10 protein-coding genes are annotated in these 17,311 nt (G+C 43.0%); 6 read left to right on the plus strand and 4 right to left on the minus strand.

The window, feature by feature from the left end; all coding sequences use genetic code 11:
* Positions 1-126 precede the first annotated feature (126 nt).
* Complete coding sequence (locus tag ACZ5V1_RS12585) at positions 127-2,166, plus strand: methyl-accepting chemotaxis protein (protein WP_464389131.1); 2,040 nt, start codon at positions 127-129, stop codon at positions 2,164-2,166.
* A 170-nt stretch (positions 2,167-2,336) separates the two neighbouring features.
* On the opposite strand, the gene ACZ5V1_RS12590 is transcribed toward ACZ5V1_RS12585, so the two are convergent.
* The 3 genes from ACZ5V1_RS12590 to ACZ5V1_RS12600 form a co-directional block, all read right to left on the minus strand.
* On the minus strand, positions 2,337-3,281 hold the full coding sequence (locus ACZ5V1_RS12590; protein WP_464389132.1) for a radical SAM protein: 945 nt from the start codon (positions 3,279-3,281) through the stop codon (positions 2,337-2,339).
* Between the two features lie 568 nt (positions 3,282-3,849).
* Positions 3,850-5,232: a phosphohexomutase domain-containing protein gene (locus ACZ5V1_RS12595; protein ID WP_464389133.1), complete on the minus strand. Its 1,383-nt coding sequence runs from the start codon at positions 5,230-5,232 to the stop codon at positions 3,850-3,852.
* Positions 5,219-6,628 carry a mannose-1-phosphate guanylyltransferase/mannose-6-phosphate isomerase gene (locus tag ACZ5V1_RS12600; RefSeq protein ID WP_464389134.1) on the minus strand — a complete coding sequence of 470 codons (1,410 nt, stop codon included), beginning with the start codon at positions 6,626-6,628 and terminating at the stop codon, positions 5,219-5,221. Before ACZ5V1_RS12600 ends, ACZ5V1_RS12595 begins: the two co-directional genes overlap by 14 nt.
* A gap of 1,264 nt (positions 6,629-7,892) precedes the next feature.
* Between ACZ5V1_RS12600 and ACZ5V1_RS12605 the strand changes: the two genes are divergently transcribed.
* Together ACZ5V1_RS12605 and ACZ5V1_RS12610 are read left to right on the plus strand one after the other, a co-directional pair.
* Entirely contained in the window at positions 7,893-9,011 is a 1,119-nt protein-coding gene (locus ACZ5V1_RS12605) for an APC family permease (RefSeq protein WP_464389135.1), read from the plus strand.
* A gap of 51 nt (positions 9,012-9,062) precedes the next feature.
* Positions 9,063-9,455: a rhodanese-related (seleno)protein gene (locus ACZ5V1_RS12610; protein WP_464389136.1), complete on the plus strand. Its 393-nt coding sequence runs from the start codon at positions 9,063-9,065 to the stop codon at positions 9,453-9,455.
* 1,151 nt (positions 9,456-10,606) lie between these two features.
* On the opposite strand, the gene ACZ5V1_RS12615 is transcribed toward ACZ5V1_RS12610, so the two are convergent.
* A complete protein-coding gene (locus ACZ5V1_RS12615) occupies positions 10,607-12,007 on the minus strand; it encodes a sigma-54 interaction domain-containing protein (RefSeq protein ID WP_464389137.1) in 1,401 nt (466 codons plus the stop codon).
* 414 nt (positions 12,008-12,421) lie between these two features.
* Between ACZ5V1_RS12615 and ACZ5V1_RS12620 the strand changes: the two genes are divergently transcribed.
* The 3 genes from ACZ5V1_RS12620 to ACZ5V1_RS12630 all read left to right on the plus strand — a co-directional run bounded on the left by ACZ5V1_RS12620 (position 12,422) and on the right by ACZ5V1_RS12630 (position 17,286).
* The gene (locus ACZ5V1_RS12620) at positions 12,422-13,726 is read left to right on the plus strand and encodes an MFS transporter (protein ID WP_464389138.1); all 1,305 of its coding nucleotides are present in this window, start codon (positions 12,422-12,424) and stop codon (positions 13,724-13,726) included.
* 105 nt (positions 13,727-13,831) lie between these two features.
* The gene (locus ACZ5V1_RS12625; protein ID WP_464391625.1) at positions 13,832-14,656 is read left to right on the plus strand and encodes a glycyl-radical enzyme activating protein; all 825 of its coding nucleotides are present in this window, start codon (positions 13,832-13,834) and stop codon (positions 14,654-14,656) included.
* A gap of 194 nt (positions 14,657-14,850) precedes the next feature.
* On the plus strand, positions 14,851-17,286 hold the full coding sequence (locus ACZ5V1_RS12630; RefSeq protein ID WP_464389139.1) for a pyruvate formate lyase family protein: 2,436 nt from the start codon (positions 14,851-14,853) through the stop codon (positions 17,284-17,286).
* Positions 17,287-17,311: the final 25 nt, after the last annotated feature.

Raw genomic sequence — 17,311 nt, forward strand, 5'->3', positions numbered from 1 at the left:
TTTTATTTTAAAAGTGTATCTGTGCTCTTTTTTTTCATAAGAGTGAACGCATACTTACAATCTACTATCTCTACTTTTCTTTTTGTGCCTGTTGAAAACGTTGCTGTTGTAATAAAAGGAGTCTCTATGAATTGGAATCTACGAAATAAATTTCTTATTCCTACGTTACTAGTTATGGCATTAGCCCTTGGTGCAGTTACGTACACTTCCTTTAAGCTTGCTGATGACGCTATTTCAGAAGCCATGCTTAACCAGTCCGATCAAACTGTTAAAGGTATCAGCACTCAAATGTCTATATGGGTGGATGGAATACAGAAAGACCTTACGCAAATTTCTCATCACCCTATTTTTGAAGAACTTGCTTCACATAAAACTCCAAGTGCGGAACTGACTCTCCGTGCGACAGCTATTCTTAGAGATTCTCTTCAAATATATGGAGAGTACAGAGGGATGGGTCTGTTTGATACAAAAGGGATTGCACATGCATATGTAGCTACAGGAACAAACGCCACACCAAACATCTCCGATAGAGCTTATTTCCAAAAAGCCGTACGCGGTGACATTGCAATTTCTGATGCGCTAATAAGCAAAACAACTGGAAAACCCATTATTGTTGTTGCTATTCCCTATCGTCTACATGGTGATATTAAAGGCGTTTTTGTAGGAGCTTTGAATCTCACAGCATTCTCAACCAAGTTTGTTGATCCCGTAAAATTGGGAAAAACCGGATACGCTTTTATGATGTCCAGAGCCGGGTATCTGTGTGCTCATCCAGACAAATCAGCCATCATGAAAGCCCGCGTGACTGACACCCCTAGCGGTAGAGAAATGGAGAAGAACAAAAACGGAGTTGTTCGTACAGAATGGCAAGGCGTAAGCCAGATTATCACGTATCGAACCGAGCCAAAAACAGGGTGGATTGTCGCTGTAGCTGCAAACGTTGATGATATTTTTTCTGAAGTCACAGCCATCAAAAATAGTAACATTTTGATTAGCCTCGTCGGATTGATACTAGTCGCACTCGTAGTATTCTTTATTGTTCGAAAGATTATTATGTCCCTCAACGAATGTGTAGGGTTTGCAGAAAATGTTGCCAACGGGAATCTTGAACAAAATTTAGCTATCGAACGGCACGATGAAATTGGTAACTTGTCAGCGTCCTTAAATGTTATGGTTACAAACCTTAAAAACATGATTGCGATGTCTGAGAATAAAACCAAGGAAGCTGAGCAAGAATCTACAAGAGCTCAGGTTGCAATGCAGGATGCTGAAGAAGCAAGAAGTGAAGCTGAAAACGCAAAGCGTGATGGCCTGCTTCAAGCTGCGGCACAGCTTGAAGAGATTGTTGCCGGTGTTACCTATACAACCCAAGAGCTTTCACAATTAATTCAGGAAGCCGCAAATGGATCTAGCATTCAACGTGAACGGGCAGCAGAGTCTGCAACGGCCATTGAAGAAATGAATGCAACAGTCCTTGAAGTTGCCCGCAATGCCAGTGAAGCAGCGGAATATGCCACTTCTGCCCGCGAAAAAGCAGAAGATGGTGAAAGCATAGTACATACCGTTGTAGAATCTATTGGTGAAGTTGAAGATCACTCAGGTAGATTGAAGACAAGTCTTGCAGATTTGGGGGGACAGGCCAAAAACATTGAATCAGTAATGACTGTCATCACAGATATCGCTGATCAAACCAACTTGCTTGCCCTGAATGCTGCAATTGAAGCAGCCCGAGCTGGTGAAGCCGGACGAGGTTTTGCTGTTGTTGCAGATGAAGTTCGCAAGCTGGCAGAAAAAACAATGTTGGCTACAAAAGAAGTAGATGAGGCGATTCGCGCTATTCAATTAGCATCACGAGAAAATATTGAAGGTATGGATCAAGCATCCAATGCTGTTGTCCGCTCAACAGGCTTTGCGCAGCAGTCCGGCGATGCTTTGCGGTCAATTGTCGATATTGTCGTGGCTAACTCTGATCAAGTTAGTTCTATTGCTACTGCAAGTGAACAGCAGTCCGCTGCCTCAGAACAAATTAGTCGGGGTTCCGAAGAGGTTAACCGTATTGCAACCGAAACTGCGGAATCAATGGCCTTAGCATCGGATTCAGTACACAAACTCTCAACTATGACATCTGAGCTGAACAACGTAATTACACATTTAAAGAATTCCTAAGATTCTTACTTAGCCAGTGAGCATGGAAACTCACATTCCTGATTGTAATTTTGGATATTTTTAAAAATAGCTCTCTGTAAATATAAAGAGGATGCATTGTTTCGTGCATCCTCTTTTTTTTAAGACGATCATATCACATCGCCGTTATTTCACTATTCTATTCAATATAGTTACGTATTCTTTTGTAATCGGCGTAAATAAAACTTTTTCCCTTCATAGTCTGTCGCAAAAAGTAAACCTTGATCAATCAGCTTATTAATAAGGGACCAATCGGTTCCGGCATTTTCTAAAAAATCGCGAACAGCATCTTCACGCATTGGATGCACGGCAATAATATTTAATAAGTCTTGCTCAACATTGCCGCTTGAAGAAAATTCATTTCCTTCATACCCGAAAAGACATTCCACATTTTGCACCTTATCTTGGATAAGATTATACGCTGCATTTAAAGCTTTTTCGTCAGGGGAATGAGCAATTTTTTCTGCTGGCGGACGTGTTGGAATGGACAGATAGGATTTATATGGATTCAATTTTTCTAAAAAAGCACCTATCTCTTTAATAGCATCAGGGCTGTCATTTACTCCACGAAGAAGCATGGTCTCAGAAACCAACGTTCCCTCAAATTTCTTAGAAAACTGAAGCATTGTTTCTAAAATACGTGGCAGCTCTAACTCACGATGCGGTCGATCAATCCGGCGCCATACTCGTTGTGATGCTGCATCTACTTTGAGAGAAACCCAATCAGCTTTGCATAGCTCCTCGCAAACCCCATCCTGCCAGAGAAGCGTGGCATTGCTTATCACAGCAATCTTTTTTCCAAAAGGACGCAGTAGATCTATTGTTTTGCCAAGATTAATATCAAGAGTAGGTTCTCCATCAGGAACAAAAGCGAAAAAATCTATGCACTCACCCTGTTCAGTGGCGCTTTGCATCTTTTGACGGACATCATCCAGAATCCTCTCGGGTTCATAAAATGATTGTCTGGCAATCTGAATTTTATTCGTTTTTCCGACTTGGCAATACGTACAGGATAATGAACAGGTTTTAGGAGGAATGTTATTAATTCCAAGACTACGCCCTAATCGACGAGAAGGAACTGGCCCAAAGGTTAGCATTGAATTGTCTCCTGTCAGTCTGAATGATTTTACCCTAGGTTGAAAATTTCTTTATAAGATCCAGCGAGTTTGGGAGTATTGACTTGTTCTCTCTGTATCAATGCCAGCATTTTTTGCATTGTTTTTTTTTAAAAAGAATCTCAACCACCGCAGTTCTATGGAAAACTATCCCTTCTCCAGATTAGTCATTATTCAAAAGCACCCTTAAACGATGTGAGAACACCTTTAAAAAAATCTTAAAAAATGGATGTTGTAATCTGAAATAGAAACATCAAAAACTATCCAGACATAACATGCCTAGACCGCAGACTAAAATGAGATAACAGAATTGGTACCAAGCGGGTGCAAGACAAAAAAAAGGCTCTTACACTTTCGTGTAAGAGCCTAAATTGCTTTGCGTCCCAAGAGGATTTGCCCTCTTGTAGCCTGCATGAAAGGCAATCTAACTATCATAATAAATATTCATTTTTTGTTCATAATATACCCACAAGGTGGGAAAAAACTACGGTAACACGCCATAAGAATTTACAACCAAGGTACACCTTCATCCGCAAACAAGATACGATAATCATGCGGACTGAAGTAGGCTCAGCAATTCTTCCGTTTTTTGTTGCATCAACCGTTCATTGCCTTTTGATTCAACATTCAAGCGGACTACAGGCTCTGTATTAGAAGAGCGCAAATTAAAGCGCCATGCATCAAATTCCATACTGACGCCATCAGTTGCGTCAAAATCTCTCGCAATTTGGTTATACGTAAGCCGTACACTCTCAATTGCCTCTGCAGGATTTTCCAATTTCAAATTGATTTCGCCAGACGAAGGATATGCTCGAATTCTGTCTTCAACTTCCTGTTTAAGAGAGGTTCCTTTTTGACTCAAAAGTCCAATTACGAGCAACCAAGGAATCATCCCACTGTCACAGTAAGCAAAGTCCCGAAAATAATGATGAGCACTCATTTCCCCACCGTACACAGCATCCTCTTCGCGCATACGTTCTTTAATAAATGCATGCCCAGTCTTAGACTGTACAGGGATACCGCCAGCGGCTTGAACAATTTCAACGGTATTCCACGTTAAACGTGGATCATGGATAATTTTTGCGCCAGCCTCTTTCTGTAAGAAGGCCTCTGCAAGCATTCCTACAATGTAATACCCTTCAATAAACTGACCGGTGTGATCAAAGAAGAAACAACGGTCAAAATCTCCATCCCACGCAATACCAAGATCAGCAGTGTGGGCTATTACTGCATCAGCAGTGTCCTTACGGCGTTCAAGTATAAGCGGATTAGGAATACCATTGGGGAATGCGCCATCGGGGTCATGATGAACTTTGATGAACTCCACGGGGACATTGTGTTGGACAAATATTTCTTCAATAGCATCAATCACATGCCCAGCTGCTCCATTACCTGCGTTTACAACAAGCTTAAGAGGCTTCAGTTCATCCAAGGCAATATAACTCAGCAAATGATCCACGTAGTCACTGAGGATAGAAATCGTGTAGGACTCACCACGCAGTTCTGGAGAAACAGGTGAAAAATCCTGTTCTTCAGCAACCCGCTGCACTTCGTCCAGACCATTAGAACGAGTTATTGGTTTGCTGCCAGCCAAAACAAACTTCATTCCGTTATAATCAATAGGATTATGCGAAGCTGTAATTTCAAGACCGCCAGCAACCCCAAGATGCTTTGTTGCAAAATAAATTTCTTCTGTTCCTGTCAGACCAATATCCAAAACAGAAACACCAGCATCGCACAAACCATTTATAGCAGCTTGCTTTAATGCCTCCGAAGACAAACGCGGGTCACACCCAACAACAACTCGAGTTTTTTCATCTTGATACACAAACTGCCCAAAAGAACGGCCAATGCGGTATGCAATTTCTTCTGTCAGTTCAGAACCTAGTTTTCCACGAACATCATACGCTTTAAAACAACTAAGATGCTTCATTGCACCGTCCATAATTGTCTTCAAAACGCACAATATCATCTTCACCCAAATAACTACCGGATTGGACTTCAATAAGCTCTAATGGCATCTTTCCAGGATTCTCTAAGGCATGTATCATACCAATAGGTATGTAGGTTGATTCATTTTCTGACACAAGAAAGGTCTCATCACCGTTAGTAACTTTAGCTGTACCAGAAACTACAACCCAATGCTCTGCTCTATGATGATGCATCTGAACGCTTAACTTAGCTTTGGGGTTCACTGTGATACGCTTAACCTGGTAACGAGAACCAAAGTCAACAGAATCATATTTCCCCCAAGGGCGGAAGACTTCTCTATGCGTTTTAAATTCACTACGGCCTGCTTTTTTAAGCTCTGAAACAACTGCTTTAACATCCTGAACTGAATCTTTCGCAGCAACAAGCAGTGCATCTTTTGTATCGACAACAACAATATCCTCAAGTCCAACAGTCGCTACGAATCGACCATCGCTGTGAACAAAACAATTTTTAGAATTATGATGAAGAACATCTCCTGCAGAAGCATTCCCATCGTTATCCTTGTTCGCAACATCCCACATTGCAGACCACGAGCCGATGTCATTCCAGCCAGCATCTAAAGGAATAACCACCGCATCCTCTGTTTGCTCCATTACGGCATAATCAATAGACTCATCAGGACAGGCACGGAAAGCCTCTTCATCTATTCGGATAAAATCAAGATCGCTGGCAACGTTTTCAGTCGCAGCTTCACAGGCGTCTGCTATATCCGCTCTATGCTTGCGCAATTCATCCAAATATCGGCTTGCCTTAAATAGAAACATGCCGCTGTTCCAGTAGTATTCATTCGAAGCTAGATACTCTCCTGCAACAGCAACGTTAGGTTTTTCCACAAATTGCTCGACAGAAAACCCAGTACCTTGCTCTACACCACGTTTTATATATCCGTACCCTGTATGAGCAGAAATAGGGACAATCCCGAAAGTTACAAGCTTTCCTGATTCTGCAAGAGGCAGCGCACTCTTGACAGCAGTTATAAATGATTCTGAATCTGCAATTACGTGATCAGCAGCAAGTACAAGTAATGTAGGGTCTTCACCTTGAGAAGCAAGATGAGCAGCTATAGCAATTGCTGGTGCAGTATTGCGCCCCTCCGGCTCCAGAATAATTTTGCCAAGTGTAGAATCATTACGAAGTTGTTCAGCAACAATAAAACGATGCTCTTCGTTACAAATAACCACTGGAAGTGATGTCTTTAATCCCAAAAGACGTCGTACCGTTTCCTGCAACATGGAAGAATCACTCGTCAGTGGAAGAAATTGTTTAGGATATAATGAACGGGATAATGGCCATAATCGAGTACCGGATCCTCCGGCCATGATAATTGGAACAAGCATAAGCCCTCACAATCATATTAAATGCAACCAAGACAAAATTCTGAGATTATGCTTACAAAAAGTAAGCTACCATCTCCATAAAACCACCCTATTGTTACTGCTAAAACACATAACATAACATTTAATAACAATACCATACCTAACGAATAGTTATCATCAAACCTGAGGTATTAACTATTACAATATTGCTGACTGAACTTTGAGTTAGCTTAAACAAACAAGTTGAGTTATTGCTACAATCCACCTCCCAAGTTACTGCCACCTAAAAATAAACACTTCACAAGAAGGGTTTCCAATGTAGCCTTTCGAGATATTCATGAGCCACTCTTTGCTGTATTCCTTAATCCAATTTTCAATACGTTCCTCAAGTTCTACCTAATCCTCGTATTTGATTTGTAAAAGCAACCCCAGTTTTACGCTTTATCCGCCATACACATAAACTGTGGGGGCTAGCTCCCAACCATTTGGTAACATCTTAAATAAAACAGCCGCGAGCAGTAGTTTGTTTCACAGCCTCAATTTTTAATTCTTCCATCTAGCCTTGTTGCCCCTCGTATTCTCTTAAAATCCAATATCCATAACGCAAAAGCGTTTCCGAAACTATGGATGGACAAAAAAAAGCTCTTACATTTTCATGTAAGAGCATAAATTGCTTGGCGTCCCCAAAGGAATTTGCCCCCCTGTTGCCTGCGTGAAAAGAGCGATGTCATATCTTGCAAAACTGCTTACTCCTTTATGTACAAAGGGTTCCGAAGAAACAAATTAAACACTGGCGACATAAAAAACATAGAAACGTACACCTTACTTACACCATAAACATCACGAGAATAAAATTTAGTACGTAAAAATATTCCTTTTTAGGAATATATCCTGAAGGCTCTTTATCTCAATTACATTCAAGATCCAGACAAATTGACGACAATCTCTGAATAAAAAAAACAGAATTTGACCTTCTACGCCGACAGTCGAGAGTTAAATTTTTTCTGTGGCTTGCCCAAAACATAGGTATACGGATTTTACATTTGTATACCATTTTCTTTTTCCAACCGTACTTCCACTTAATACAATCTATTTGGGTTCAATACTACCTCACACTTGATCTCACCCCCATAGTTCATGTTACAGTTTCAATAATTTCAACTGTAACATCATGGCTCCTGTCTATTGAGACAGAGTAATTCGTGAGGTAAATATGTTATCAGCGGCCTTGCTCGCAATGGGTTTTCTGCTTTCCCCCAGAGCCTTTATGATTACAGGAAGCGGTATGGGACTAGCTGGAAACTGGTATTTTTTAGTCACCGCATTTCTTCTAGCAACCCATATAGCCACTATCTCCCCGTGTACTACCAGTCCTAAAAGCACCTACACCGATGCATTAGAATCATTTGGATATGGTGTCCGCTCTTTTTCACTGGTTTTCTTTTCATGCTCGATCTTGGGGATTGCTGGCTATGCTTTCAACGAAGTCTTCCTATACTGGTTTCCCAACTTCCTTTTCAGCTTCATCATACTTGCATGCTCATTTCTCACCTGCTTAGCACCCTCCTGCAAGGCTAAAAAAATACAACTCATTGCGATCATCACGATACTTGCCGGTATCGTTTTTCTTTCTGTTGCCTCACTATGGGCTCCATCTCCAAAGGGAGCGACTTCACCTGACTTCTTTTTGCCGTATGGATTATCTCCTTTCTCCGAAGGACTTTTCTTCATGGCTCCCCTTCTTATTGGCTATGAACTCTATGCTTCATCTTCCACCAAAGACAAAACTTCTGGTTCTTCATATGCTCTGGCTCTGGGCATGACAGCACTATTCCTGTCCATTTTCGCCTACGCTGCACTGAGCGTTTCCGGTACGGAAAAATTGGCTGATTCGACTGTCCCTTATATGATAGGCGCCAGAAAGATACTCGGTCAAACCGGACGGTATATAATGGGAGGCATTATCATTCTGGGTAGTTATGTTGCCTTCAATACAATTCTCTTGTTTCTCAAGGCCCCATTCGTCACGCTTATGGATTCCCACTCTTCAACTCGAATTCCCTGTAGCAATCTGGGCAAGCAGGCTGTTGCGATAACCATCCCTGCTCTAACGGTTTCAGTTCTGCTCCTTCGTGGTTATGCCGGCGAACCAATTACCGAATCATATATAGCTGGAGGCTTCGCCCTTTGGTTTGTGTTCTATGGATTGTCCACAGTGATCTCCGTAACAAACACGGACTTTCTTCTTGCCAAGTCATTAAAAATGTTTGGTATTTTTTCATGCTTATACCTCGCATATGCTGTAATACAGATGCCTGAAGCCACTCTCAAAGGACTCATCACTGCAGGGGGCTTCTCGATTATCATCACAGCATTGGGCATAATAGGCAGGAAAAAGTTGTAGCCCTAAAAATATATGGTACAATGAAAAGCAAATATTCATAGAGAGGTTACCATGAAACCAATTAAACTAGCCGCCTTGGTCATAATGATCTTGGCATTTGTAGCTACGGCATTTGCCGTTGACGTTCGATCTATAGACAAAGACGCTCTTAAAGCAGATATGGATGCCTACACCATTGTCGATGTTCGCACTGGCTCGGACTGGAGAGGAAGTGAATTCAAAATACGGGGAGCTGTTCGCCTTAAAGGAAATATTGTAGATTTCGCCAAAAGCAAAGGCTGGGCAAAAGATGCGAAAATTGTTCTTTACTGCGCCTGACCGAATGAAGCTACAAGCGTCCGTGAGGCGCAAAAATTGATCGATGCAGGCTACACAAACGTTTTCGCTCTGGATGGCGGCTGGAAGGATTGGTATAGAAATAAATACCCTGTTGAAGAAAAATAGGGAAACGTCCGAAGATAGTACAACAAAAAAGCTCTTACACTTTCGTGTAAGAGCTTAAATTGCTTGGCGTCCCCAAGGGGATTTGAACCCCTATCGCCTGCGTGAAAGGCAGGTGCAATATCTAGCGAAAGCTGCTTATTCTTTTATTTGCAAGGCTTCTGAAAAAACACTTCCGACATTAGCAACATGAAAATCAGAGAAGTTTACACCTGACTTACACCTCTCAATGAGAAACTAATATAGCCACAGTAATTGAAAAAATGCTGATTACTCAAATGCACATATCTGCTGTGCCTTGATAACTTATGTTTTAGTCAGACCATCCACAGCCCTGTTACGTTGAGCCGGTAAGTCGTCGGTCCCTAGAACTTGCAAGCCTCACATGGAAACGTGGTAATTGGAAAAAAAGAGTGAATTGGTCTGCGTGAGCATCACCTATAAAGAAAAGTTCGTGCCCTGAACAAATGCTTTCATGAAAAAGCCAAGACCCCGTCAGCAAATGGAGTTTTATTATTGAATAAAAAGAAAGACCTTTGAAAAGTATCAAAAATGCATGAAAAGGTCGGTAAAACGAGTAGCCCCTGCCCTTATCACATAACACCATATGACATTCGCAATCCAGCTATAACAGAACTACTGACCAGAGGTGTTGATCAAGGCACTGTTGCAGATATTGCAATACATACAAATATGTTCTTTACGGTCACTCACTACTTCTATGTAGGTGAAGGATCAAAAAAAACAGGCTATTGAAAACTTGCCTAAATTGTAGCGACTTCACTGGCATATCCCGTGCAACACATCATGCACGAAGTACCCATGCTCTGTGAGCTGTTGTACTGCTTCAACTTTGAGTTCATCCGTATAACGCTTGTCGTCCATTGTATCACCTGAAGTTATGAATTTATAACTCAAGAGTGCCGTTGAGACTTAGGGCGATTCAGCGAGTCTATAAAATACAAACCGGTCATGTCTAATGCGCTACGTAAACAGCCACCTGACACACGTCCTTCTCCACGCATATAGACGGCCTTCTGATACTGTTAATCAGACGGCAAAAGTGCGGACAGCAATCAAGACAGACATCGATAGCTGCCATCCAAAATTATTGAATGACCATCGGTACCATTTCTTACGCCTAGTGAGAGTGGCTAGTTAAGTCCATATCTCGCCATTTTTTTATAGAGCAATGGGCGCGTTATTCCGAGTTGGCGCGATGCCTCAGAGCGATTGCCATTCGAAGCGTTCAAAGCAAAAGATATAGCCTCATGCTCCGTCTTTTCAATAAGTTCTGCCAGAGGAAGTTGTTTGGAACTAGCAGCCTGCTGCTCTTGAACATTCTCTGCTCCGCTTTGCAACGCTTTCTCAACGAACTCCCCAGTTATATCGTTTTCAAATGACATAATCATACAGCGCTCTAAAAAATTCTGTAATTCACGAACGTTTCCAGGCCATGAGTATTGCTGCAAAGCACCCAAGGCGCTATCTTCAAGGTGCATGTGGAACATGCCGTTTTTCCGAGCCATTCGCTTCCACATACGTTTGGCTAATATCGGAAGTTCCTCAACAGCATCACGTAGTGCGGGCAGCTCTATGGGGAAAACGTTAAGACGATAAAATAAATCTTCACGAAAGCTCTTCTCTTTAATCATCTCCTCCAAATTTTGGTTGGTGGCGGCGATAATTCTGACATCAATTTTTGTGATTTTTTCACTTCCGATACGGCTGACTTTACCCTCCTGAATGACCCGTAGCAATTTAACCTGAGTCGCCAAGGGCATATCACCAAATTCATCCAGAAAAATAGTGCCTTTGTCAGCCTGCTCGAACATTCCTCGATGTCCCCCCTTGCGTGCTCCGGTAAAAGCCCCTTCTTCATAACCAAACAGTTCAGATTCTATTAGGTGTTCGGGAATAGCACTACAATTGAGATGGATAAAAGGTCCTTCACTGCGCGGGCTATAGTTGTGAATACTCTGAGAATAAACCTCCTTACCAACCCCTGACTCTCCACGTAACAAGACAGTCGTCTCCCGAGGGGCAGCCAACATCGCTTTGTTTTTGGCTTCTTTTGCTGCAGGAGCTATTCCTGGAATATGGTTAAAAGTATATTCAGCTTCGTCGCTCGCCTTCTTGCTCTTACGTAACTGTTCTATTTCACACGTAAGATCTTTGACTTTTTCGGTGAGCTTCTGAATTTCCTCCATATGACGAAAACGAATCATCCCGACGGCCCCGACACACTTTCCGTTTTCAAAGATCGGTACGCGTGAGACCACATAAGAATGGCTTTTAATATCCTGAAGGCAATCATGTTCAGCGACACCACTGCTAGCGACCACATCTAGGCGCGTGTTATCTATAATACTCGTGACTGGTTTCCCGAGGACGTCCTCCTCGCTCACTTCATGAACTTCCTTAAAGCTCTTATTCACATAGATAATGTCTCCATTCTTATCCACAACCATAAGGGCATCAGCACACAAATCGATAATCTTACGCTGAAAATTTATCATATGTTTTACATCACCAACAAAAATATTTTCAAGCATCGGAATATACCTCCAATCTGAAAAATTTGGAAAAATTGTTGAATAAACCTGTTCCCTATCGTGACAGCTGTCACACGTGTGACATGCAGTTAGAACCCCCTTATTCTTTCATTTTTCAAACCACCTATTTTATCAAACAGATTGCCCATCTTTCAATATCTTACTGATATTACAAGATATTTACCTTACTTTTCTTCTTACTCAATCCCACAGAGCTCCTCACCCCACCCCCTGTCACAGATTAATACACCTGCCATGTGTGTGTTTTTTTTTGCCATATAACACAAATACCGTAACCAACTCATTTTACAACTTTTATTTTTCAAAACTCGTCATTGGCACACCTTATGTATATGCAAGAATCACACACAGCTGAAAAGTAAACGATTACAAACCTTTTACAAGGAGAAAGAAATGGCCAAAAACAGATCACGTTACGGTTGGTCGGTTGTTGCCGCCTCTTGGCTGGCAATGTTTTGCCTGTTCGGCTACCGAGCTACCTTCTCAATTCTCAAAGTTCCGATGAGCGCTGACATGGGATGGTCGCAGGCAGAAGTTACTCTGGGCTATTCCTTCATGATGATGTTTTATGCTATTGCCGCCTTCTTTTGCGGTATGATCCTTGATAAATGGGGCACTAAACCCGTTTATTTCCTTGGCGCCATCCTTGGCGCATCAGGCTTTTACGTCACCAGTCTGACTCATAGCCTCTACGCCTATTATGCTTCCTACGGCATTCTTGCTGGGGTTGCGACCGGAATGTTGTGGGTTTCATCTACCATCTCAATCCGCAAATGGTACGTCGGCAAAAACTATGCAAAGATGTTCGGCATCGCCTTCATGGGCGCCCCTATGTCGCAGGTCATAATGAGCCTTTTTGTCAAACAGGCACTGGTCGGAGCTGAGGGTGACGCTTGGCGTGCCGCTATGCAGGTACTTGGAGTTTTGACTCTGGCTTGCTTAGTTGTGGCAGCTTTGCTGGCGAAGGGAAATCCTGAAGATTACGGTTATCAAGCTTTCGGTGAACTGCCTAAACAGACTGGAAAAGAAGAAAAAGTTTGGAGCATAAAAGAAGCATTCTCAACCTACCCTATATGGGGCGTGATCTTTATGTTTCTGACCAGCATGCTGGCCGAGTTCCTGGTCTGGACTCAGGTTATCAGCTACTGGACCGCCGACCTTGGGCTGACCCTTGGCAAGGCAACCAATCTTTATATCATCATCGGTATCGTCGGTATCTTCTCCATGCCTTTAATGGGTATTGTCGCCGATAAAGTTGTTGCCAAATCCAGTTGTGAGGCACTGGGGCGTAAAAAAATGCTTATCTTCGGTCCGATAACCGGTGCCATTGCCTGCTCGCTGCTTTTATTCCAATCCCCATCAGCAATCTTTATTGGCGTCATCTCATGTATCATCTTCGCCATCTATTGGGCTGTGGTTCCTGGTGGAGTCGTTGGCTATACAGGAGCGATCTATGGTCGTGCCACTCTCGGCAAGATCTGGGGACTGGCAACTTTAATCGTTATGGGTATCGGCCCGTTCATCGGCCCACTCATCGGCGGCTACCTTAAGGACAGCACAGGAAGCTACACCTATTCGATCATGTTTGCTCTCGGTTCATTCTTGGTATCAGTCATGCTCGCAGTCAGCTTGCCAAAGGCAGCAGAACAAAAAGCTACCGAAATGGAGACTTCGAGCGCTGAGGCTACAGCCAATTAAAAATTAAGAAGGTGATTATACGTGACTTTTAAAAATGACTTAATTGGACAAGTTTTTAACATTCAGCGCTACTCTACGCATGATGGACCTGGCATACGAACTACTGTGTTTCTAAAGGGTTGCCCCTTGAACTGTAAGTGGTGTCAGAATCCAGAATCACAAAGCATGAAGCCCGTTCTTATGTTTCGAGCTGAAGAATGCACTTCATGCGGTAGATGCATCGAAGAATGCCCCAATGGAGCTAACAGCATTGTCAATGGTCAACTAGTAATTGATCGGGAACGTTGTACTGGCTGTGGCGCTTGCACTAAACCAGGTGTTTGTGTGGCTAATACACGTAAAATAGAAGGCAAACCCATGACCATTGAAGAGGTTATGGAGCAAGTTATTAGCGACTACAACTTGTATCTTAATTCTGGTGGCGGGTTAACCATATCAGGTGGAGATTGTGCAGTTCAGCCAGAATTTACTGCGGCACTTCTGAAGGCTGCTCATAATGAAGGCATAAACACATGCGTTGAGATCACTGGGGCATACCCTTGGGAACGGGTTAAGGATATTACAGAACACGCAGACTACGTCTATTACGACCTCAAGTGCATGGATGACGCGAAGCATAAAGAGGCTACGGGGGCATCAAACAAACACGTTCTTGAAAATGCCAAAAAGCTGGTCGAGGCGAATAAGCAAATACAATTCAGAACCCCTCTTATCCCAGGCTGTAATGACAGCTATGAAAATGTCAAAGCGACAGCATGGTTTATACGGAATGAATTAGGATTATCCCCAATCGACCACCTAGAGTTGCTTGCCTACAACAATCTGGGTGAAGAAAAATATTTGCGCATGGGGGCGGATGCACCTCAAAGACACAAGCGTCAGTCTGATGAGTATCTCGATGAACTGAACGAGATTGTTGCATCTATTTAACTCCTTCTTAGAGGTTATAGGCACGATGTCTGACCTGTCGGCAAGGAAGGAGGTACCGCTTGCTGCGGTAAAAAAGAAAGCTAATTTACGCACCTATAGAGAGGAGGCCGTAAAAAAAGAAACGCCATGCCGCGATTTATATGATTCTGAACTATACCAACTAAAATAATAAACGATGAAAGGAGTAGGAAGCCATGAAGAACACTGAAAAAGTGCAATACAATGAGTATGAGGATAGATCTCGTGGTAACGTAATGTGGGATGTCATGAACCCTTTGCGCTATACCCAGTCTATGTCGATGTCTCGTGCAAGCCTCCTGATGGAAAGCTATAAAGAAACGGAAGGTTACCACTTCTTCCGCAGACGTGGCATGGCTATCCGTAAAATCCTTCAAGAAATGCCAATTCGTATAGATGATCATCAATTACTTTGTGGTGATTTCAGTGCCAAACCGATGGGGCCAGAGTTTTTCCCTGATTTGGCTGCATTATGGATAGTAGATTACATTGATAATTACGGCGTGGAAGGGCGAGAAGGGTTCTTCAAATGGGAAGATGAAGAACAAATGGAACAGGGAAGAGCTATCGGTGAATATTTTAGAGAAACCGGTGGTAAAGAAAAGTGGATCACTTTCTTAGGAGAAGAGGAAGCAGCATTTGAGGACAAAATCGGTGAAGCCGGTTCTTGGATCGTAAACACTGTTTCCGAAATGTTTGCTGAAAAGGCTTGGAACTGCCCTGATCTTGACCGCTTGGTAAAAAAAGGTGTTCGTGGCTTACTAGCTGATATCGATGAGCAGCTAGATAAGTTTGTAATGACTACCTATGAAGACTATCGATGCTATGAGTTTTGGCGTGGACTCAAAGAAATGCTTTTAGGCGGTATCGAGTATGCTCATCGATATCGTGACCTCGCTACTGAAATGGCTGCTAAAGAGACAAACCCGATCCGTAAGGCTGAACTGGAAGAGATGGCACGAGTGTGTGACCGTGTTCCAGAACACCCTGCAGAAACTTTCCAGGAATCACTACAATCTCTTGTGTTTGGCCTACTCATGGTTTTCTATGACACACGCACCTTTGGAATGGGCTATGGTCGTATAGACCAGATCATGTACCCGCAATACAAGTCTGACATTGCTAAAGGCAAAATCGACGACGAGTACGTTGTTCAATTGTTTGAGTGCTTCCGTGTTAAGGTTATGGGCAAGCGCCAGTTCTGGCCTGATGTTATGACTCCAAACCTTAGCAGTGAATCCCATTTCCATAACTGCGTCATCTGCGGTGTGGACCCTAAAACCGGAAGAGATGCCACCAACGAACTGTCATTCGCTTTTATCGAGGCAGCCGAACGAGTCAGAACGACACACCCGACGATCTCAGTGCGTTGGCATACCCAAATTAATCCAAAATTCATGAAACGTGCTTTGGAAACAGTGAAATTGGGTATGGGATTCCCAGCCTTCTTTAATGACGAATCCAGCATCCAGTATCTGCTTGCTCGTGGTTACACCATAGAGGAAGCACGTAACTATGCTTTGGGTGGTTGCACGCTACACACTGTACCTGGTAAAACCAGTTCAATCTGGCCATTGGTTACAAGTTACGGCAGAATTTTTGAGCTTACCATGTACAATGGTTGGGACTATATTTCGAATTCGCAGTTAGGCCCACAAACCGGCGACTTCACCAACATGACAAGCTATGAAGAGTTTGTTGCAGCCTATAAGGCGATGATTAAGCATTGGGCTGATATCAGCACCCGAAGCGGACGCGCTGCTAAAATCCAACATGGTGAAACATTCCCAGATATGATGATGTCAGCCTTCACTGATGACTGCATCGGTCGTGGTAGAGTGTGCAGCTTAGGTGGTGCAGAACATAACGATAGCTGCATGTATATCGTCCCTGTAGCTGTGCAGGACGTAGCCAACGAATTGTATGTACTCAAGCATGGTATCTTTGGTGACAATCCGATCTGCACTCCGCAAGAAATGTTAGACGCAATGCGTTCAAACTGGGAAGGTTATGACGACTTACGCGCTAAGTGCATGGCAATGCCAAAGTTCGGCAATGATATCACAGAAGTAGATCAGCTCTTAAGCGATGTGTATGATTGGATTAAAGAAATTTGGCATGCACAGCCTGCTACTGATGGTGGTTCATATGAAGTTTCTCCGCACTCCATCGGTTTCCATGGTGGTACGGGTGCTAAGACTGGTGCACTTCCATGCGGCCGTAAAGCTGGAACTTCTTTCTCTGATGGTGCTGTTTCTCCTGTACAAGGAACTGACCTGAATGGTCCATCAGCAGTTATCAAGTCAGCAGGCGGAATTGACCAGCATGACCTGTATGGCGTGTTGTTCAACATGAGATTCTCTCCTAGCAATATTAAAGGCAACCAAGGTACTGCAAACTTAGCAGCACTGATCAAGACTTACTTTAGCGATTACAAAGGCAAGCATATTCAGTTTAACGTGCTGAACCGTGAAGAACTGGTTGCCGCTAAAGAAGCGCCAGAACAGTATAGGGATCTCATGGTACGTGTTGCAGGTTACAGTGCCTACTGGACTGATTTACCCGCAAACATTCAGGATGAGTTGATTGCCCGCACTGAACACGCAATGTAGTAGCCACATACAGGCGTATTGAGAG

Source organism: Halodesulfovibrio oceani subsp. galateae (assembly GCF_055397225.1).

What these genes read in the sequence shown, in the direction of transcription:
- ACZ5V1_RS12585 (WP_464389131.1), top strand. Translation starts at nt 127, where the DNA reads ATGAATTGGAATCTACGAAATAAATTTCTTATTCCTACGTTACTAGTT.
- ACZ5V1_RS12590 (WP_464389132.1), bottom strand. Translation starts at nt 3,281, where the DNA reads ATGCTAACCTTTGGGCCAGTTCCTTCTCGTCGATTAGGGCGTAGTCTT.
- ACZ5V1_RS12595 (WP_464389133.1), bottom strand. Translation starts at nt 5,232, where the DNA reads ATGAAGCATCTTAGTTGTTTTAAAGCGTATGATGTTCGTGGAAAACTA.
- ACZ5V1_RS12600 (WP_464389134.1), bottom strand. Translation starts at nt 6,628, where the DNA reads ATGCTTGTTCCAATTATCATGGCCGGAGGATCCGGTACTCGATTATGG.
- ACZ5V1_RS12605 (WP_464389135.1), top strand. Translation starts at nt 7,893, where the DNA reads ATGGGACTAGCTGGAAACTGGTATTTTTTAGTCACCGCATTTCTTCTA.
- ACZ5V1_RS12615 (WP_464389137.1), bottom strand. Translation starts at nt 12,007, where the DNA reads ATGCTTGAAAATATTTTTGTTGGTGATGTAAAACATATGATAAATTTT.
- ACZ5V1_RS12620 (WP_464389138.1), top strand. Translation starts at nt 12,422, where the DNA reads ATGGCCAAAAACAGATCACGTTACGGTTGGTCGGTTGTTGCCGCCTCT.
- ACZ5V1_RS12630 (WP_464389139.1), top strand. Translation starts at nt 14,851, where the DNA reads ATGAAGAACACTGAAAAAGTGCAATACAATGAGTATGAGGATAGATCT.